The organism is Gracilibacillus timonensis (assembly GCF_900086715.1).
GTDB lineage: Bacteria > Bacillota > Bacilli > Bacillales > Amphibacillaceae > Gracilibacillus > Gracilibacillus timonensis.
Window position 1 is genome coordinate 2,106,639 of the sequence record NZ_FLKH01000012.1, and the last position, 21,310, is coordinate 2,127,948.

The window sequence follows — 21,310 nt, forward strand, 5'->3', positions numbered from 1 at the left end:
AAATTAATTACACTTTCGAATGCTTTCTATAAACCATTTTTTAAATGCTACAGGGTCAATGTCGATACATACGTTTACATTTGGCTCTTTATTCATCTTACCTTTCAAGTCGACAACCGTTGTTCCTTTGGTTAATTCTCCTGTTAATTCTACATCGACAAAGGTATGAGCTGTTTCAAATAGGTCCGGTTTAAGAAGATAAGCAATAGCACAACTATCGTACATTTTCAGGCCATGATTAAAACTTCCTCCACGATATTTTTTAAATAAGTGGTAAATCATATTACCTGTTTTATTCATATCTCTTAAAATTTCACTATCTTCTGGATAAACAAGCGCCTTCCATCCAACGTCTAATCCTGCCATTACAAGAGGGATTCCACTTGAGAACACAATTTTTGCTGCCTCTGGGTCAGCATAAATATTAAACTCAGCCATCACAGAAGAATTTCCTCTACTTGTGGAGCCTCCCATTAGTACAATTTCTTCAATATTTTTCGTTACTTCAGGGTAAGTTCTGAGTAGTAATGCAATATTGGTTAAAGGTCCAATTGGTACAAGTGTCACTGGTTCCTTACTTTCTATAATTTCTCGACGCATAGCTGTCACGGCATGCTCGTCCAAAAGTAAGCTGTTATCTGGTTCTTCAAATTCATATCCGTCCATGCCTGTTTCCCCATGTATATCGCTTGCATCAACTGGTTCAACTATTAGTGGTGTTCCAGCTCCTTTAGCTACGGGTGTTTGTTTATTAAAGAATTTCATTAATCGGAGCATATTATAAGTGACTTTTTCTAAATTGACGTTTCCATTCACCGTGGTAATTAGACGAACATCAAGGTCCTCACTATATAATGCAATCCCCAGTGCAACGGCATCGTCAATTCCTGGATCAGTATCAATAATAATTGGTCTTTTATTCATTGAAAATTCCTCCTTGGGTGTTTATGTTTATAATGCTAAACTTAACGGATAAATAAGCTGAAATAAGCGTTTTCAATTACTTTTCACTTATTTACTATGGTGATAGGGAAGTGCGACCTTCCCACCATGAATTGCGGTACAAAAGTTTTGTTTATGACCCATTTCTTTCTTTCATTCGCTCTAGTACAGCCTCTCTCATCGGAATGCCTTCCTGTGCCCCTATTTTTTCAACGGCTAACGAAGCAGCTGCATTAGCAAATGCTATGGCCTTTTCAATATCTTGTTCTTTTGCGAATTCTGTGACAAATGCACCGTTAAAGGTATCACCCGCTCCGGTAGTGTCTTTCACATTTGCACTATAAGCATGTACTGTTTTTTTCTCTCCAGTGGATAACGTAAAATCCACACCATTTTTTCCTTTTGTCACCATTATTTTCTCTTTCATTGTTTCAATGTTTACGGTTTCCTTCATCGCATGCAGTTCCAGCTCATTGGGTGTGAAAAATGTTGCTGCTTCGGATACCCTTCCTGGGATTTCCTGAAAGGGGGCAGGATTAATCACAACTGGTATGTTATGTTGGGCTGCAAGTTGTGTCGTATATTCAATCGTTTCCATAGGTATTTCAAATTGCATCAGGATAATATCATTAGCACAGATCATATCTTTCTTTTTTTCAATTAGTTCTGGAGTTACATGGTGATTGGCTCCTGGTGCCACGATAATCCGGTTATCTCCATCGGAAAGCAGAATAGTTGCTACCCCTGTAGATTCATGGGAAATCAATTCTATTGCTTCTTTATTAATACCTTCTTGTTGGAATCGATTAATTAAGCTTTGACCAAAATCATCCTTTCCGACAGCTCCTATCATCGTCACTTCCGCCCCTGATCTAGCTGCTGCAATCGCTTGATTGGCACCTTTACCGCCAGGATAGGTTGTGAATGATTCACCTAGGACGGTTTCACCTTGTCCTGGAACTTTATTGGTTGAGGTCACCATATCCATATTTATACTTCCAATAACACAGACGCGTGGCGTTTTTCCCATACGATTCATTCCTTTACATTGTTGATTGTCTGCGGATTAGTTGAGCAGTATATTGCTCGGAGTCCATATTGCTATCTTTATTCTCTATTTGTTCAATAATTATTTCCGCAGCTCGCTTTCCGATCTCATAAATTGGTTGTCCCATCGTGGTGAGTGTTGGATTTGCGAATTTTCCTAGTTCAATTCCATCAAATCCAATCACAGATAAATCTTTAGGGACACGCAAATTTAATTCTTCTGCAGCTTTTAACACACCTACTCCCATCAAATCGTTGGCAGCAAAAACACCATCAATTTCTGGACGTTCTTGTAGTATACGTTTAGTTGCTTGATAAGCACCTTCAAAGGTATAATTTCCTTCTACAATGAAATCATTGGAAAACCATTCCTCATTTTTTATCGCTTCTAAATATCCCGTTGTACGCTCAACCGCGCTTGTTGTATCTTTCGGTCCACTGATATGAGCAATTCGTTTACAGCCTATTTTTTGCAAATAACGAACAGCTTCGATTGCCCCGTCGTAGTTATTGGCTGTAATGGACGTTAAATTAGGTATCTTTCTATCTAGTGCTACCATTGGTACTTGGATTTTATTTAGTGTTTCGGAAGCAATAGAACTGGATACCATTACAACGCCACCAACTGTTTTTTGTAACAAGGTGTGCAAATATTGGGTTTCTTTTTCTTGATTATTATCCGTATTACAAAGAATAAATGTATAGCCTGCCTTATTAGCAGTATCCTCAACGGCACGAGCTAGTTCTGGGAAGAAAGGGTTCATAATATCGGGAACAAATAGGGCAATCATGTTCGATGTCCCTTTAAAGAGTGTTCTCGCCACGTCATTTGGTCGGTAATCTAATTCTTGAATAGCCGCTTGAACCTTCTTCATTGTGTGCTCATTAACATATCCGTTTTGGTTTAATGCACGAGACACTGTAGCAACGGAAACTCCTGCAAGTTTCGCAACCTCTCGAATTGTTGCCATAACATTCCTCCTTGTAAAACAATGTGTAACCCGTTACATGTTGAGTAAAAATAATAGGGTTTATGTAACCCGTTACATAAATGTTAATACATTTTTATTTTTTTGTCAATGGTTTTAATTTGTAGAGAAATAATGAATTATTCTTAATCCTGCTCTTCGGGAGTATTAGTTCATTTGACTTAAATTATGATTTTGGATTTCTGACACAAAAAATGGTTAATCTTATACTTCACAGTCAGTTTCTTAGTTCCAATAAATATTTTTTTCTCTCTTTCTGTACATTTCGTTTTTCGGAGTCAATCTAGTTGCTTTGTTTAAAAAATGGAATGACCGCCTTTGCTTGTATTATTCTTTGATAAATATTAAATAGCTTTGTTTTATAGAGGCCAAAATTTAATTGAATATTTGATAAAAAGGAATCGTTCACCAATTATTAGAGTCTACTTCCACAAAGTTGTCAAATTCGGGTTTTATGATTTATAATCTATTGGACAGATAGAGTTAATGATATATTCAGTGTGATTCGTTCTTCGTTATAGAATTCTTTTTATTGAAAGCGCTTAAAATATAAAAACTTATCTACTCAACATGTAGGCAAATTTATTGCGAAAGGAGATGATAGCTAAAATCGTGAATATTATAAAATAGAGGTGATAAGATTGGCTCGTTTTCAGTGGAAATTTTTCAATGTGAAATCAAGCTTTAAAATGAAATTAATTGTTAGTTTATCAGCTGTGATTCTAATTGTTTTTTGTATAAGTGGTTATATTTCTTACCGTATCTATCTTCATATCTTTGAGGAAGAATTAAGCAAGCAGGTTTCAATGATTAATGAGCAAGCGCTCGAAAGATTGGAACTTCGTATCCAAAGTATTTACCGAATATCAAACTATATTGATTTTAATTCTAATGTTGAAGAAATTATTAAGAAATCATCTATTGAAGATAGCAGAAGTAAATATGAGCAATATTTAGATTCAGAAAAAATGGATGATTTCTTAAATACCGTAAAATTTAATATTCCTCAACTTAAGGCATTATATTTTTATGATTTAAAAGGAAAAAGCATTCATATTAAAGAAGGCGATCCCATTAATAATCTAGGCAAAGAGAATTACCTCGAAATAGTAAGTAGCCTGCAAGGAACAGATGGCGAGGTTATATGGAAAGAATTGAATGTTCCTAGTTCAAAGAAAAAAGAAGAATGGAAAGTTATCGTAGCTTCAAAGTTGATGAAAACATCAAAGTTAGAAACTTATGGCATGATGGTTATGATTTTTAATGAAGCTGTATTTTCAGAATTATTGAATACACTGACTGAAAAGGAATCTGAGAGATTTTATTTGTTTGATCAGAGAGATCAATTACTTTATACGAATGAACAAAATCCTGAACATATTAATCCCTCATTTTTACATACATTAAATCAAACAGAAATACAAACTGTGAAGGACATTCCTTATTTGTTTACTAAAAGTAAAGCTAATAAATTTTCATTTTCACTAGTGAGCCGTACATCCCTTCAGGATATACAAAAAGAAAGTCAGGTCATTTTTAAGATTTCTCTTTATTCTGGGATCTTAGCAGTTGTTTTAGCAGTAGTACTTGTTATCTTCACCAGTTTGCAATTCTTGCGACCTCTGAAATTACTTGTACACGGAATGCAACAGTTACGGAAAGGGAACTTCGATACACATATTGAAGTTCAAACCAAAGATGAACTGGCATTTATCGGAGAAAGTTTTAATTCCATGGTTGTCAATATCAATTCTTTAATTAAAGAAGTTTATGAAAGACAGCTGAATGAAAAGAAAGCAGAGTTGAAAGCTTTTCAAGCTCAATTAAATCCCCACTTTTTGTATAATACACTGGACACGATTTATTGGAACGTATACTTGAAGGATGATATAGAGACAGCAAAACTCGTCGTTTCGTTATCGGAAATGCTCAGATATGTATTGGAGCCTGTGGATGAATGGGTAACACTAGAACAAGAAATCGATAATATTAAAAATTACATGAATATACAGGAACATCGTTTTAAGGAAGAATTAGAAACAACCATTCGAGTTGAGGAAAATGTGAATCACTGTCTGTTAATCCGATTATTGCTGCAACCGTTGGTGGAAAACATATTCGTGCATGCATTTCGTGATAAAGAAACAAATATGCTTATTGATATACATGCATACCGCTGTTCAAATCAACTAATTATCACAATAATCGACAATGGTAGTGGTATGGATCCCGAAACACTGGAACAATTATGGAAAGGAAGTTTGAACGCTTCAGGCGATCAGACGCGACAGAAAATTGGAATGGCAAGTGTTATTAATCGTATTGAATTGGTTTATGGTGAGCCCTATCGATTAGAGATGTTAAGTAAGTATGGAGAAGGAACAACAATGAAGCTTATTCTGCCTTATCAGATAGATAATGGAAAAGGAGATCCTAAATGATGATATGTAATGTACTGATTGTGGATGATGAAGTCACAACTAGACGAGGGTTAACCAAGTTAATAGAAAAGAATGCAACGAACTGGAATGTAGTTGGAGCATTTAGAAACGGACATGAAGCTATTAAGCAAACAAAGGTTTTAAAACCTGAATTAGTCTTGACGGATATCCGAATGCCCAATATGAGCGGGATTGACTTGGCTAAAGCAATTCATCATGAACATCCAAGAACAAAGGTTGTTATGCTGACAGGCTACAAGAATTTGGAGTACGCGCAAGCAGGAATAAGATATGGTGTGGTAGACTTTTTGCTAAAGCCTTGTTCTGAGAAAGAATTACTTAAAGTGCTTGATAAAACCTATAATACTATAATAAAAGAAATGAAGCACCAAGAAAATCTTTTATTGGAAAGGCGATTAATTGAAGAAAATACGATTCGATCGCTAATGTTACGATTGCCATATGATCAAGCAAGAGTGGAAAGGATAAAGAAATATTATCTACAAAAAGAACTTCTACTATGTAAAGTAGTAACTTATTTTCCAAAATCAAAGGCATATCGGCATAAAGATCTGAGTTTGTTGCAACTTTCCATATCACAAATTACAGAAGAACTGATAGGGAAATTTGATCTGAGAGGCATTATGCTACCCATATTACATGATATGTATGCTATTTTTCTAGATCCGTCTTCTTCTATTTCTAATTTCAATCAAACTTTGGAAAAAGTGATTTACGAAGTGACTGGGATTACGATCGAAATTCATCATACAAATCCAATAGAAGATTTATTACAGTTACCTGATTGTTTGGAGAATAATATTAGGATAGATACGAATAATCTTTTGAAAAGAGCTAATCTTAAAAGGGAACCCATATCGAATTCAAATTTAGAGGTTCTCGCCTTAAATCAAAATAAAATAGAAGCTGTTCAAGGTGAAATTTTGTCGAAAATAATGGTTGGGCAAGTGGATCAAGTGAAATGTTACGTAGATAGCTATATCAAAAACATAAAAAACTTATCTATTGAAAAGGCAAAATTAGAGGTTTTAATTCTTGTACTTTCATTTTATGAAATTATCCAAAAGGAGTTTGTAATGAAAGATCTAGAGGTAGGTGTCGGTATTCAGATTAATCAGCTTCAGCCATTGAATGAAATGGATGAAGTAGTAGGGTGGGTTATGGAGCAGGGAGAGCTGTTTTATAACGAATTAAATACTTGGTTGAAAACAAAGAACGAAAATCTCGTTGCTAAGTCAATAAGTTATATTGAAGATCACTATATGGAAAACTGTAGTCTGAAGGAGGTAGCTGATTATGTTCACTTGAGTCCAAATTATTTCAGTAACTTATTCAAACTAGAAAAAGGAGAAAGTTTTGTCAACTACATTACCAATCTTAGAATTAATAAGTCCAAAATATTGTTAAGTAATACAAATATGAAAATTTTTGAAATTGCTGAATCGGTAGGATATGATGATTCTAACTATTTTACCACAGTTTTTAAACGGTTAACGAAAAAGACGCCAAGAGAATATCGCACGCAAGCCGAAAAACACAATCAGGGGAAAGAAAATATTGTACAAACTTCTACTACCACATTTAAATCTAATTGACATCTTTGAATTTTGAAATGTAAAAATTGATTCATTTAAATTAGAATACCCTGCCAGATAGTTAAATGATTAATCTAGCCGTTACTTATAAAAAGGAACGGTTATTTTTTATAATTTCAAAGCATAGAAGCGTCACCTAAAGAACAAAAAGAAATCAATATTCACATAAATTATGTTTCTTAAAAAAGTAAATTTCTCAAGTTTTACAGTTGATAATTCAAGGAAACAAAAACCATAATTATGTAGAATTAATTTGTAGAGATAGCAACTGACCAAAAATTAGGGAGTGATCGCCTATGAGATGATTAGAAATCCTGAGTATTTGAAGAAGAAAAGCATTTTAGAAAAGAGGTGTAGAAATATATCTATGCAGCCTACACAAGATATGCAAACAAACATAGAGTCAGTGGATGCGGAAATGATAAGAAAAAATTCTGCAAAATTAAAAAGAAAACAGCGTTTCAAACAAAATATCCCTTTATTAATGATGTTTTTGCCTGTCATCGCTTTCTATTTAACATTCAAGTACGCACCCATTATGGGGAATGTTATTGCCTTTAAAGAATACAACTTCTTTGATGGAATATTTGGCAGTCCATGGGCAGGATTTCAGAATTTCGAACTTTTATTTACTCAAACGGAGACAATAAATATTATTCGCAATACATTTATGCTAAGTATTCTGCAATTGGTACTTGGTTTTCCAGCACCTATTATTCTTGCCTTATTGTTAAACGAAGTAAGAAAAATATTTTTCAAACGGACTATACAAACGATTGTTTATTTACCTCATTTTTTTAACTGGGTAATTATCGGTGGTATTGTGTTAACTTTGTTTTCCATGGAATCTGGTTTTATAAATCAATGGGTAGAAAAATGGACTGGTGAACCTTATCCATTTTTGTATAAACCATTATCATGGATAGGGGTTTTTATAAGCTCTGGTATATGGAAAGAAATGGGCTTTGGCACGATTATTTACTTGGCGGTTATTAACATGGTTAATCCAAGCCTGTATGAATCGGCAAGCATGGATGGGGCCAATAAATTTAGGCAAATTTGGCATATTACTCTCCCACAAATACGTCCCACAATTGTTATATTATTTATTCTAGCAACAGGAAATGTTATGGAGGTTGGCTTTGATCAAGTTTATATATTACAAAATGAAGTCGTTTCCAATGTGGCAGATGTTATAAGCACCTATATATATCGAGTGGGCTTACAGGGTTCACAATTCAGCTTAAGTGCTGCAATGGGATTATTTGAAGCATTAGTTGGTTTGGTATTGGTGTTGTCTGCCAATTGGATTGCGCGCAAGTTCGACCAGGGATTATTTTAGGAGGTAATTATAATGAAACCAACACTAGGCGATAAGTTTTTTTATGTAGCTAATTATATTTTTCTATCGATTATCTCATTAACTTGTTTATTCCCAATTGTTCACATGGCCGCTTTATCGTTAAGTGATTCACACTCCATAATGTCAGGGCTTGTTTCCGTCTGGCCTAAAGGATGGACGCTTGATGCTTATGTAACTTTAATAGAAGGAACTCAAATCCTAAGTGCATTCAAAAACAGTGTGATTATTACAGTCGTTGGCGTGGGATTGAGCATGCTTTTTACAATCCTGGCAGCTTATCCATTATCTCGCAAGTATTTTTATGCAAGGAAAAAATTCACGTTACTTATGGTCTTCACTATGTTATTTGGAGGTGGAATGATTCCTACCTACTTAGTAGTACAAAGTTTAGGATTAGTAGATTCTTATTTTGCCATTTGGCTTCCGGGATTAATCAGTACCTATAATATGCTTGTGATGAAAAGTTTCTTTGAAAACCTGCCTGAAGAATTAGAAGAAGCGGCACGAATTGATGGATGTGGTGAAATTAGGTTGTTAATGAAGATTATTCTACCACTTTCAGTACCTATGATCGCTACATTATCTTTGTTTTACGCCGTGGGTTATTGGAATATGTTTATGAATGTACTAATTTATATCAATCAAACAGACAAGTATAACCTGTCTGTCCTTGTGCAACAGATGGTGCAAAGTCAATCGGTTATGCAGGAGTTAAATGAGGTTATGCCGGAAGATATACAAAACACGACACCAGAATCTGTTAAAGCGGCAGGGGTCATGGTTATGGTCATACCTATGTTATTAATCTATCCTTTTCTGCAAAAATATTTTGTGAAAGGTGTGTTGATTGGATCTATAAAAGGGTAGTTGGTTTTTGGGTCATTAGAAGGTAATTTTGGTCTGTGCTTTTACTATTAACTTTTGAGGTGCAAGCTTTTTTAGAGGTTGAATGATGTGCTTGATTGCAGATGAAACGAAACCTATTAGCTATATGCGGAATTCACACACTTAAATTTAGGAAGGGGAAAAGCATGCGAATAAAAAGAAAATGGTTATTTATGGTGATGATTCTTTGTTTGATGCTTGGGTTAGTGTTAATTGGTTGTTCAGAGAAGGAGAGTTCGGATACTGTAGACAATGATGGGGATCATCAAATTACAGCTTCGATTTATGATCGTGGTGAAGTCCCTGCCGTAGAAGGTACGATAGAAGATAATCGTTGGACGAAATGGATCAATGAAAATGTCTCGGCCAATGTAAAATATCAACCTATACCACGTTGGGAATCTACAGAGAAGTTCAATACTTTATTTGCTTCTGGCCAGGCGCCTGACCTTTTATTTGAATACAGCGCAGGGCCTAAAGATACTTGGTATCAACAAAAACAATTAATGCCTTTGGATTCAATAATTGAAGATCATAGCACCGAATATAAGGAAATGCTTGAGAAATATCCTTCATTGAAAAAAGCCGGAACGTTAAGTGATGGAAAGCTTTATTATTTGGGAAGGATGAATGAGGTCACTCCAATACGAGCCATTTTTGTTCGAAAAGATTGGCTAGATAAGTTGAATCTGGAAGTTCCAAAAACAACTGAAGAATTATATGAAGTAGCCAAGGCTTTTACTGAACAGGATCCAGATAACAATGAGGAAGATGATACTTATGGAATTGCAATTAGCCATCAATCTGCCCGTACTATAGATCAAGTTTTTCAAAACATGGGCTTTGTTATGCGTGATAATCAAATAGTACGTGCCTGGGACAGTGCGGTTGCCGCTACCAAATTCAGAAAGCGCTTATATCAGGAAGGCATAGTGGATCGAGATTATCTGAATGATAGTAATGGTGAAAAGGCAAGAAAGGATTTTGTTACTGGTAAGTTGGGTATTTATCCAGTTCTCTTAAAATGGGATCAGTTTGCAAAAAATGAGTATAAATCTTTGAAGCAAAATGTACCTGAAGCAGAAATTATCCCAATTGCTTATCCAGAAAGCCCAGCAGGTGCATTTAATCCTACCTTTCAAAATCCGGTGCAAATGACTGCTGCTGTTTCCAGGGGAGCAGAAAATCCCGAAGATGTTATTGATTTGGTTGATTTTCTAGTGAAACCATCGACAACAGAAATGTTGAATTACGGGGAAGAAGGTGTGCATCACGAGCTTGACAAGAATGGGTGTCCGAAGATTATAGATGGTGAGCACAAGGAAGAAGTAGGCTATATGACCGATGCTGCTATGTTATCTTCATCTAGCTTTGTGACGGAAGATAAGTGCGGATACGAAACAATGTTTAATGAAGATATACCCATTGAGAAGGAAGGACTTGAATTATATAAAATGGGAGAAGAGGTATACTTTGATTTAGATCGTCCTTATTCTGAAATTACCCATTCTGAGCATATGCCTCAGTTACCTAAAGAGCTGGATATCACGATAGGACAAACGGGAGATGCAATCAATGACTTATGGGTGAAAGCTATTGTTAGTGGCTCTGACTATTCCGTAGAACAAGCATTGGAAGATGCTAAAGAAGTATGGGCGAACGGTAAAGGTCCAGACGCAGAGGAATGGTGGACTAATTGGTATGATGAAAACAAGGATTCAGCTTTTTTAGCTAAGGATATTTATGACATCGTAGAGCAACAACAGGCGCAGAAGTAAATGTATGAGCGAAGATTTTCACTTTATAGATTAACCGTTAGATAAATATTTAAAGTTTTTGATTCACTTTACTTGAAGTATCTACAGTCATGAGAACATGATATGGCAATGTTTGATTAATCTCTTCAGGTAAAGTGAACATTTTTTTAACAAATTGTAGGATCGTATTTAACAGAAACTCATAACAAAGAGTTAAAATCTACATTGTGATTATATGAAATCCGATTCGTGAAAGAATGAATATCAGAATAAGAATACAAGATAAACGAGGTGATACTCTTGAGAACTATATTTATTTTAATGGATTCGCTTAACCGCGATTATCTCAGTTGTTACGGAAATTCATGGGTTCACACTCCTAATATTGACCGTTTAACTGCAAAAGGTACAGTATTTGATAATCACTATAGTGGTTCACTACCTTGTATTCCTGCCCGTCGTGAAATTATGACCGGTCGCCTTAATTTTCTTGAGTCACAATGGTGTCCACTACAGCCATTCGATGAAACTTATCCCGATGAACTTCGTGGTCAGTCTAATGTATACAGTCATTTGATAACAGATCACTATCATTACTTTGAAAAAAAGGGATGGGGGTACCATACTCCCTTTGACACTTGGGAATTCATACGTGGACAAGAGGGCGATAACTGGCATCCGAAAGTAAAAGACCCTGATATTCCAAAATATAAAGGGAAAAATAGACGGCAGGATTGGATTAATCGTGCTTTTATGGACTCTGAACTAGATGAAGATTACCCTACACCACAATGCTTTATGCAAGCGATAAATTTTATTGAAAATAATCATAAGGAGGACAACTGGCACCTGCATTTAGAATTGTTTGATCCTCACGAACCATTCATATGTCCAACCAAATATAAAGAACTATACAATGATACGTGGGCAGGTAAATACCATTTCGATTGGCCACCATATGAACCAATAGATTCAGATTGGGAGGCGATCGATCATATTCGCAAATGTTATGCAGGTACGCTGACGATGGCTGATCAATGGCTCGGTAAGTTGTTTGATAAAATGGATGAATGGAATATGTGGCATGATACAGCGGTTATTTTAACCACTGATCATGGGTATTTACTTGGCGATCATGGATACTGGGCCAAAAACTATATGTTTGATTATCAAAAGTTAGTAAACATTCCATTGATAACATACATCCCTGAGGCTTTAATGAACGGCGGTCGTGTATCTGGACTTACTTCAACAATGGATCTTATGCCAACATTGCTTCGTTTACACGAGGCAAAACCATCTCAGCATGTGCACGGTAAATCTTTGACACATTTATTTGAATGTGACGAACCACATCATGATGCAGTGCTATATGGTTATTTTGGTAAAGATATTAACCTAACAGATGGTCGGTTTACTTATTGCAGAAAGCCTATTCCTGATAGCGCTGTATATCATCATACAGCTGTCCCTGTCGCAACAGATAACAACTTGCAAGATTATGAGGTAGCCGAGGTGGGTCAATTTCTTTCGCAGACAAATATACCAGTTTATCGTCTTGCTCAAAATTCTTATCAGCATCACCATGCTACAAAAGATCATTTATTATACAATCTTAGGGAAGACCCAGAACAAAGCGTTCCCATTTCTAATTCACAATTGCATAAACATTATGAAATTAAGTTACTAGAGTTATTGAAGAAGTATCAAGCCCCAAGTTGGCAATATGAACGGGTGGGATTAGATGGATAAAAACTTCAATTCTTAAGGTTTAGAATAACAATAATGAGAAACAGTTAGGGAAAAGAGTGATTAAAAAACCTTGTTTTAAGGGGTTGCATAGGGGGAGTAATAATATGGAGATTAACGGTTTTACAGGTGGATTATATAGAATATCAAGCTTGATCACCATATTTACTGGTTCAAATTTATTGTGGATTTTATTTAATTTTCCTATTGTTTATTTAATTTTGTGTATAATATTCGCTCAAAATGTTAGCCAGATTATTACCTTAGGAATTACTATACTTCTCATAACTCCTATTGTTTTTTTTCCAGCTACAACTGCTCTGTATGGAGTAATTCGTAAGTGGGTATATGGTGAAGAGATAAAGATATTTCAATTCTACTTAAGATTTTATAAGGAAAATTATATAAGAAGTGCAGTTGGCGGATCATTGATTTGTCTGATGTGGATCGTACTGTTTGCTGATTATTATTACTTTACAACGTTTTTTGCTAATTGGTTTATATATTTGTTTATCGTAGTAGCTATCTTTTCATTTATCTTTACTTTACACTTCTTTTCATTAACAGTTCATATACATGTGAAACTAAAAGATACTTTTAAGTTTGCTATATTGTTGACATTTGGGAAACCACTCCTCACACTGGTATTAGGCGCAATAATTGTTCTTATCATGTATTTAAGTTTTTACATGCTGACATTTTTGATACCATTTTTTTTGGGTTCACTTATAACATATTTATCATTTTATGGATTTCACAAGTTTTATATGAAAATTCATTCATTTAAAATAACAGACCAAAAGATATCTCATACTTCTATAAGTTAATAAGAGTATGGATTATAAATAATGGATTAAAATAACTTTACTTTTGCCATGCTGACTCAATTTAATGAAAAGAAGTTTGTAATACGTAGGTTTGGCTTTGTGCAAAAGTTATTCTGTGAAACAATTATGAATAATTTCAAGGATAGTTTTTTCACGTCGAGCAGAGCGAATAACTTCCCACAAAAGGAGATAAACGCATGGACAATACAACAGAACCCATCCAAATTACATATAGAAACACTTCTTTGGCTCTTTATACAGATAAAGTATTCCAACACTCCCATCTCCGGTATGAAATTTACTATTTTCATGAAGGAGATTGTAAATATGTGATTAATGATGATGTGATGGAATTAGAGAAGAATGACATCATTATTATGAATGGTTCGACTTTGCATGGTCCATACCCAAAACAGGGTATCTCCTATGTGCGAAGTGTGATCGAATTTTCTGCCGAATGGATAGATCCGATCCTTCAGCAATTGCATGTACCGATGCTTTTAGAACCTTTTGAAAAGCTACATCATTTTTTGTTGCGAGGTGTGGATCAGGCCACTCTTGATAAAATAGTGTCGATAATGAAAGAATTGGATGTCCAAAAGAGATATTTGAATGGTTCCACTTTATCTGAGACGGAGCGGAATTTGTTGAAAGGGCAAATGATCCATCGCTTTATTGGGCTATTGTTTATTATTTATGAACTTAGCTATCAGAAGCTTCAACATACCCCGATTGCAGATGATGAAAAGACTCGCCATGTCAACCGATTAATTGCTTGGGTGGATCAGAATTTTCAGCGTACGATCACATTAAATGAGATAGCAGATACCTTGCATTTAAGTAAATATTATGTGTCTAGAATCTTTAAAGATATTACTGGCCAAACGATTATGCAATATTTAATGAATAGAAGATTAACGCGAGCGAAGTATCTGCTAGAAATATATCCAGATAAGCCGATGATGGATATTTCAATGGAATCGGGGTTTGAAAGCCCGTCTCATTTTAGTCGGAAGTTTAAAACGAAATATCAGATCAGCCCCACAGCGTATCGGAATAGGAGATTGTTAGAGTGAATGGTGAGTTGGGAAAATCAATACTTTATATTGATGAGAACAATATGGAGTCCATATGCGTTTTTTGACCTTCAATATTAAAGCTCGAATTCCTTCTATCTTAATAATGGATGGAAAAGAGTTCGGGCTTTGAATTTTTAGCTGCCGTTTTGTTTTTGCTGAAGTCTTTTATGTAATATTAGTTATTTGTTATAATATAGACCAAATAAAGGAAACAATATGACTAGGAATGAGATTTATTGACTCCCATAATGTGTTTGCAATTAATCTATTGGATACACTGGATAAAAACAATCACAAATAATCAAGAGGTGCTCCTCCATGGAAAACAATCTACAACAACAGCTCTCAGCATTTGAAGCGGAAAATCAGCGACTCAAACAAGAGAACCATCAACTCAAACAACTACTAAAACAGCACAATATCCCATTCCACACCAATAAACAGAATACCCATCCATACAACAAGGAGATTAAACGACGATTAGCTATATTTAAGGACCTCTTTAAAGGTCGGAATGATGTATATGCGATTCGTTGGGAAAACCAAAAAGGCGAAACTGGTTATTCACCAGTAACCAGAAAAGCTTCCAATCATCCAAGCAAACAGTATATTCCATTAACGGATCAAACCATCTATCATCACCTTACTGGAGAACAAGTTATTGGACTATATCCGCTTTTACAAGACAATACATGCTGGTTTTTAGCCCTGGATTTTGATAAGGCAGGTTGGCAAAAAGAATCGCGAGCTTTGTTTGAGGTATGTCAACAATATCAAGTACCAGCAGCAATGGAGCGTTCGCGATCAGGTAATGGCTGTCATGTTTGGATATTTTTTAGTGAACCAATCCCTGCAGAAACAGCTCGTCAATTGGGCGATTTTTTCATTCAGGAAACCTTGAAGCGCTATCAATGGACCAAGATGCCTTCTTTTGATCGCATGTTTCCTACTCAGGATCGAAGAAAAGATAATGGCCTAGGCAATCTCATTGCATTACCACTGCAAAAAGAAGCGCGACACCATCATAATAGTGTTTTTATCGATGATCAGTTCCAGGTTATTGCGAATCAATGGGAGTATTTACGAAGTTTAGACAAAATCAATGTAGCAGCAATAAATGATCTGCTCTCATCGAGCCAGCAAGAGGTACCACCAGCAGACATCATTAGAGAGGAGGGAATTCCGCAGCAAGTCAACCTCCTCTTGAAAAATGGTATTTATATCAACAAAAGCGAGCTTTCCGTCATTTTGTTAGAGGAGATTCTCAAGTTGGCCTCCTTTAGTAATCCGAATTATTACAAAGCAAAGGCGCAGCGGCGATCGACGCACCGTATTCCTAAGGTATTGGATTGTTCAGAACAGGATGCAGCACATGTCATTCTTCCGCGGGGGTGTTGGCCTGCTTTAACCGAATTGCTTCAACATCAATCGATTGAGTGGACGGTACAGGACGAAAGCTATCAAGGACAGCCGTTATCGACGACTTTTCAAGGCGAACTTACTTTTCAGCAGGAAGAGGCGTTATCTTGTTTGTTGAATCATACAAATGGTATTGTGGCAGCGGCGATGGGCTTTGGAAAAACAGTAGTAGCTGCTTCATTAATTGCTAAAAGGAACGTCAATACCCTCATCATCGTTCCTAGTAAGCAATTATTGCAGCAATGGAAGGAAAAGCTGTTAGCCTTTTTGGATGTTGAGGAAGCAAGTATCGGTCAAATGGGCGGAGGAAAATATAAGCCTTCTCATATCATTGATATAGCAACGATTCAAACCTTGAACAGCAACAGGCAAGTAAAGGATATTGTCACTGAGTATGGGCAAGTGATTGTAGATGAGTGTCATCATATTTCCGCTTTTAGTTTTGAGGCGGTATTGAAAAAGGTGCAAGCCAAGTATGTGTATGGACTGACAGCTACCCCATCAAGACGAGATGGCTTACAGTTTATTACCAATATGCAATGTGGACCGATTATTTATAAACTAACTGCGAAAAAACAAGCCAAAATCCATCCATTTCAGCATATTTTAATTCCGAGGTATACGTCGTTTAAAAGCGAGTTAGGGGAAAAGGAAAAGACCTTTATGGCGTTAGGTTCGGAATTAGTGCAGGATGAGGCGCGCAATAAACAGATTTTTAATGATGTATTAGCTGCATTGGATCAGGGTGCAAAACCGCTGATCCTGACGGAAAGAATCGAGCATATTAACCTATTAGAAAGCATGTTTAAAGGCTTTGTGAAAAATATTATTGTATTAAACGGTAACCTGACGGAACAGGAAAAAAAGGAGCAAGTGGGCAGATTAAATCGTATAGAAGATAACGAATACCTAATTATTGCGACTGGCAAATATATCGGAGAAGGCTTTGATGATGATAAGCTGGACTGTTTATTCTTAGTCTATCCCATTTCATGGAAGGGTGCTTTACAGCAGTACGTTGGTCGTCTGCACCGAGTTCATCAGGATAAATCAGAAGTGCGGGTGTATGATTATATTGATCATCAGGAACCGATCTTACAAAATAGTTATGAAAGTCGCCTGAAGGGATATCATTCGTTAGGGTACAAAGTGAAAGGCGATCACTCGGATGGTGCGGAACAGATGGAGATGTTTTAGGGTGTGGAAAGTAAAGTGGAAAAGTTACGTATGTAGCTGGAAAATGGGGAGTCAAGCAAATAGAAAGCGAAAGTCTCAAGGGAAGTGGAAAGTGATTTGGGCAGGTGGAAAAGAAACGAAAGAAGGTATAAAACTGTTATTAAATAAACAAAAAGTAAATAAAATGTTATAACTCAACAATATCCCATACGAAATGGTAACTTTATAACAATTATTGGATTATAAGCAGATGAATAAAGCGAATAATACGATGGATAGGAGCGAGTGTTTTACTGTTTTCAAAATATCTTGCTCCTGCTGTTAGAATCTGTTTAGGGCCTTTTGGTATTAGGAAACAGAAAAAGAGGATAAATAATCCTTTCTTTAAAGCACCTCTTACTTTAACACTATTTCGTAAGCATCGCTTTCATTTTGTGTAATCCCAACTTGACAGATGTCTCTACATAACCAATGATCTGATTAAATGTAAATACATGAAGTTGTTCAATTATGACGTTCTTATCGTATTCCATATCACCTAGTACAACCGGAAGGAATTTTTCAACATCTGCACCTTTCACTTCTTCTAAATCCAAAACGGTGGGGAAATGACAAAGTTGTTTTTTAATTCATCTGTAAATCCGTAGTATTCTAATAATTTGCCGTTAAGTAATCGGAAGTCATGATGGTAACAAATTTATGATGAAGGAAGGATATGGTATACTAATGTTAACCGCAGTAAAAGAAGATACCAATCAATATCGCACGACGCATCCGGATTATGATGGCTTATGGAAAAAGATAATTGAAGAACTCTTTCAAGAATTCATGGACTTTTTCGCACCTGATTTATACCCGGAAATTGATTTTGAAGCAGGGGTCGACTTTGCAGGCACGGAACTTCTTCCCTTCATTTTGGATACCGCAATGGGGAAAAGATATACTGATAAGTTAGCCAAAGTGAAATTAAAGAACGGGAAAAATCAATATGTCCATGTCCATATTGAAGTGCAGGCCGTTGGGGATAAAGAATTTACGGATCGCATGTTTGAATATTTTTACCGCATTTACGAAAACAATCAACACGATATATACTCTATTGCTTTATTAACGGATGCGAGCAGAGAAGACCACAGAGATCGATTTAAGTATTCTTTTTATGGTACCACCTTAACTTATGAATACAACACCTATCGATTTCATGAACAAAATGTGGAAGAACTAAAAAAATCGTCAAACCCCTTTGCTTTAGTGGTGCTTGCAGGCATCTACGCAAGTGAAAAAATCACCGTGACAGATAAGAAAAAGAAGAGCGAGAGGCAGAAACAGAAGGAAAGAGAGGAAGCCAGGTTACGTTATAAACAGAAGCTGACCAATCTGGTATTTGACAAATACGCACACCGTCCCAAGTATCTTTCCGCATTATTGTATTTTATCGATTATATCATGAAACTCCCAGCAGCATTACAGAAACAATTTTACGAGTCGTTGTCCATCACACTCACACAAAATAAGAAGGAGGAGAAAAGAATCATGGGAATGGAAGATCTCAGAGATACCCCGACATTTGGCAGACTGATTAGAGACATTGAGAAAGAAGCAACAGAAAAAGGTATGGAGCGTGGCATGAAACAAGGTATCGAACAAGGTATCGAACAAGGTATCGAGCAGGGTGTCGAACAAGGTATCGAGCAAGGTATGAGTAAGGGAAGAGAAAAAGGCATAGAAGAAGCAGGACGGAATTTTGCTAAGAAGCTTTTAGCTAGGGATTATTCGGATGAAGAGATAGTGCAATTAACGAGTCTTGAACTGGGTGAAGTAACGAAGCTTCGGAGATCATTGGAACATTAATATACGAACGAAACAAGTGGATCGCTTGTTTCGTTCTCTTTTTTTGAGATTGATTTGGCAGCAACGATGGTAGCGGAATAATCTTCATGTTGAAAACATCAATCTTCCCATATCCCTTCAAGGTAAAAATAATACACAAAAGGTAAAAAAGATCACTTAATTTTCCCGCTCAAAAGGTTTACAATAGGCATAGATCTATATAAATAGGATAATTGCTAAGCCAAAAGGAGGGGGTAGCTTGTATCGAATCATGTTAATCGATGATGATGTGCCTATGCTTCGGTATTTAGAGAAATTAATTAAGGAAACGGATATCGAGGTAGAGGTGTGTGCTTCTGAGTACTCTTCTGTGAAAGCGTTTGATCGATTTAAGCAGAAATTGCCGGATATTGTTTTGTCTGATATTGGTCTGCCTCAAGTGGATGGGCTGGCGCTGTCTGAAAAGTTGAAAAAAATAAAACCGGATGTGCGCATTATCTTCTTAACCTGCCATGAGAGCTTTGATTATGCTAGAAAAGCGATGGAATTAAACGTAGATGATTATTTATTGAAAGATGAGTTGGATAAGGCGCAGCTGACGGCTAGCATTAAGAAATCACAGCAGCATATCCAGCAGTCACAATCGCAACATGACTTGATATCCTTTAAAGAAACCTTGCATAAGCATAAATATGTGCTGCGTCAGAATTTCTTGGAACAGTTGCTGGATAGTAATCCTATCGAACAGACCATTCAAGATGGATTAAAGCTAGGGATTAAGTGGGAGTTCCCACATTTTTATATCGGCAGGGTATTGCTTCATTATGCTGAGATTGCTGCGTATTATGACAAACAGGATATCCCGCTTATTAAGTACGGCATGTATAATATTGCCGAGGAGATAGCGAAGGATTTTCAAGGTGTAACGCCACTAATGGATAATGATCGAAATATCTACTTGTTTTTGAACTTTCGCTACTCTTTATCATCCAATCATCTGCAGCAACTGCAGGATTATGTGATGACTTTAGCTGAAAAGGTGAAAGAAATTTTGAGAATATCTGTATTTGCCATCTATCATCCGAAACGCCTGAATAAGGAAGAAATTAGGAATGGTGCCTTAGCTTTACGAAATGATGATAATTATTCCTTTTATACAAACGATAAGATGGAGGCACTGATGACAGAGGAGTGGAGTGTGGATTCACGGCGATTGTTGAAGTCGCTTGAAATGCAGATGTTGCAAGCGCTTCAAATGTTGGATATATCAAAATTCCAACAACTATTGGGAGAATTAGATCATCTATCGACGGAACATAAGGTAGATCCGAGCTTGGTCAAAGAGTTGGGTGAACATTGTCTGGCCAGTATGGAAGTAAATCAGCACAAAGCAGGAAAGTTAGCGGATTTTAAGTTTTATATCACTACTGCTTTGCGGATCAAGGATGTGCTGAATCTTTTGGAAGCAAGTGCTGTCTATTATGAACAGAATAAACGGCAGGTTTCTACTGGTCAGTTACAGTTGCAAGAGATTGACCGCTATATCACACAGTACTTATCAAGTAATATCACTTCAGCGGATATGGCCGGCTATCTTTATTTGAATCCTAGCTATTTTTCTCGTTATTTTAAAAAATTAGCCGGTGAAAACTTTACGGAGTATATTCAAAAGTATAAGATCGGTATCGCCAAAAATATGCTGTTGGAAGGCAAGACAATTGAGGCGGTGGCAAGTGAGTTAGGATTTTCCGATCGAACGTATTTCTCTAAGATATTCAAAAAGCATACCGGATACAGTCCTGGTGAGTTTAAGGCGAAGGAAGTATTCGTATAAGAAAAGCGCAATGTCACACACATTGCGCTTTTTTAATATTGTGTTAAAAGTTTGATAAAATCAAGAAGTTTTTACTGTGCATTATTGTGATTATGAGTTTAGATCAACATGGTTGATTTTAATAAAATCCCCTCTTTCATCAACATAGCAATCTATTACATCATTTTTTATGGTTTTTTGAAAACCTCCTTATACCTACATTTTTTAACTGGATTCCTTCGTTAAAGAAAGTTAGTAATAGTTTTATATTTTTCAAGAACTAATTGAAATAAGAAGTATTGTACATGAATAACTGAATTTATTAAAATTTGATTGTAAATGACAGTATTAAACGAGCTTGGTTATTAAACCGAATC

Annotated in this window: 16 protein-coding genes; 12 read left to right on the top strand and 4 right to left on the bottom strand. The window is 36.0% G+C overall.

Features of this window, described 5'->3' with window-relative positions; all coding sequences use genetic code 11:
• Nucleotides 1–3: 3 nt before the first annotated feature.
• The 3 genes from rihC to BN6556_RS20955 form a co-directional block, all read right to left on the bottom strand.
• Entirely contained in the window at nt 4–924 is a 921-nt protein-coding gene (gene rihC / locus BN6556_RS20945; protein ID WP_066196016.1) for a ribonucleoside hydrolase RihC, read from the bottom strand.
• Nucleotides 925–1,075: 151 nt separating this feature from the next.
• On the bottom strand, nt 1,076–1,972 hold the full coding sequence (rbsK, locus tag BN6556_RS20950) for a ribokinase (protein WP_066196019.1): 897 nt from the start codon (nt 1,970–1,972) through the stop codon (nt 1,076–1,078).
• A gap of 13 nt (nt 1,973–1,985) precedes the next feature.
• Nucleotides 1,986–2,960 (bottom strand): LacI family DNA-binding transcriptional regulator, encoded by a 975-nt coding sequence (locus BN6556_RS20955; RefSeq protein WP_066196021.1) that lies wholly within the window; start codon nt 2,958–2,960, stop codon nt 1,986–1,988.
• A 659-nt stretch (nt 2,961–3,619) separates the two neighbouring features.
• Between BN6556_RS20955 and BN6556_RS20960 the strand changes: the two genes are divergently transcribed.
• The 10 genes from BN6556_RS20960 (at nt 3,620) to BN6556_RS22220 (ending at nt 17,483) form a co-directional block, all read left to right on the top strand.
• A complete protein-coding gene (locus BN6556_RS20960; protein WP_066196023.1) occupies nt 3,620–5,419 on the top strand; it encodes a cache domain-containing sensor histidine kinase in 1,800 nt (599 codons plus the stop codon).
• Nucleotides 5,416–7,035 (top strand): response regulator transcription factor, encoded by a 1,620-nt coding sequence (locus BN6556_RS20965; RefSeq protein ID WP_066196025.1) that lies wholly within the window; start codon nt 5,416–5,418, stop codon nt 7,033–7,035. Before BN6556_RS20960 ends, BN6556_RS20965 begins: the two co-directional genes overlap by 4 nt.
• Nucleotides 7,036–7,453: 418 nt before the next feature.
• Nucleotides 7,454–8,377 (top strand): ABC transporter permease, encoded by a 924-nt coding sequence (locus BN6556_RS20970; protein WP_235817568.1) that lies wholly within the window; start codon nt 7,454–7,456, stop codon nt 8,375–8,377.
• 12 nt (nt 8,378–8,389) lie between these two features.
• Complete coding sequence (locus BN6556_RS20975; RefSeq protein ID WP_066196028.1) at nt 8,390–9,265, top strand: carbohydrate ABC transporter permease; 876 nt, start codon at nt 8,390–8,392, stop codon at nt 9,263–9,265.
• Nucleotides 9,266–9,429: 164 nt separating this feature from the next.
• Nucleotides 9,430–11,061 carry a type 2 periplasmic-binding domain-containing protein gene (locus BN6556_RS20980; protein ID WP_066196031.1) on the top strand — a complete coding sequence of 544 codons (1,632 nt, stop codon included), beginning with the start codon at nt 9,430–9,432 and terminating at the stop codon, nt 11,059–11,061.
• Between the two features lie 279 nt (nt 11,062–11,340).
• A complete protein-coding gene (locus BN6556_RS20985; protein ID WP_066196035.1) occupies nt 11,341–12,792 on the top strand; it encodes a sulfatase in 1,452 nt (483 codons plus the stop codon).
• A gap of 104 nt (nt 12,793–12,896) precedes the next feature.
• Entirely contained in the window at nt 12,897–13,616 is a 720-nt protein-coding gene (locus tag BN6556_RS20990; RefSeq protein ID WP_066196037.1) for a YesL family protein, read from the top strand.
• Nucleotides 13,617–13,813: 197 nt separating this feature from the next.
• A complete protein-coding gene (locus BN6556_RS20995; RefSeq protein ID WP_066196040.1) occupies nt 13,814–14,692 on the top strand; it encodes an AraC family transcriptional regulator in 879 nt (292 codons plus the stop codon).
• Between the two features lie 321 nt (nt 14,693–15,013).
• The gene (locus BN6556_RS21000; RefSeq protein WP_066196045.1) at nt 15,014–17,311 is read left to right on the top strand and encodes a DEAD/DEAH box helicase; all 2,298 of its coding nucleotides are present in this window, start codon (nt 15,014–15,016) and stop codon (nt 17,309–17,311) included.
• Nucleotide 17,312: 1 nt separating this feature from the next.
• Nucleotides 17,313–17,483 carry a hypothetical protein gene (locus BN6556_RS22220; RefSeq protein ID WP_161485734.1) on the top strand — a complete coding sequence of 57 codons (171 nt, stop codon included), beginning with the start codon at nt 17,313–17,315 and terminating at the stop codon, nt 17,481–17,483.
• Nucleotides 17,484–17,697: 214 nt separating this feature from the next.
• Here BN6556_RS22220 and BN6556_RS22225 read toward each other — a convergent pair whose 3' ends face one another.
• Nucleotides 17,698–17,871 carry a hypothetical protein gene (locus BN6556_RS22225; RefSeq protein WP_161485735.1) on the bottom strand — a complete coding sequence of 58 codons (174 nt, stop codon included), beginning with the start codon at nt 17,869–17,871 and terminating at the stop codon, nt 17,698–17,700.
• A gap of 145 nt (nt 17,872–18,016) precedes the next feature.
• On the opposite strand from BN6556_RS22225, the gene BN6556_RS21005 reads away from it, so the two are divergent.
• Nucleotides 18,017–19,141: an Rpn family recombination-promoting nuclease/putative transposase gene (locus tag BN6556_RS21005; RefSeq protein WP_161485736.1), complete on the top strand. Its 1,125-nt coding sequence runs from the start codon at nt 18,017–18,019 to the stop codon at nt 19,139–19,141.
• 238 nt (nt 19,142–19,379) lie between these two features.
• Entirely contained in the window at nt 19,380–20,954 is a 1,575-nt protein-coding gene (locus BN6556_RS21010; protein WP_066196048.1) for a response regulator transcription factor, read from the top strand.
• The last annotated feature ends 356 nt before the right edge of the window (nt 20,955–21,310 follow it).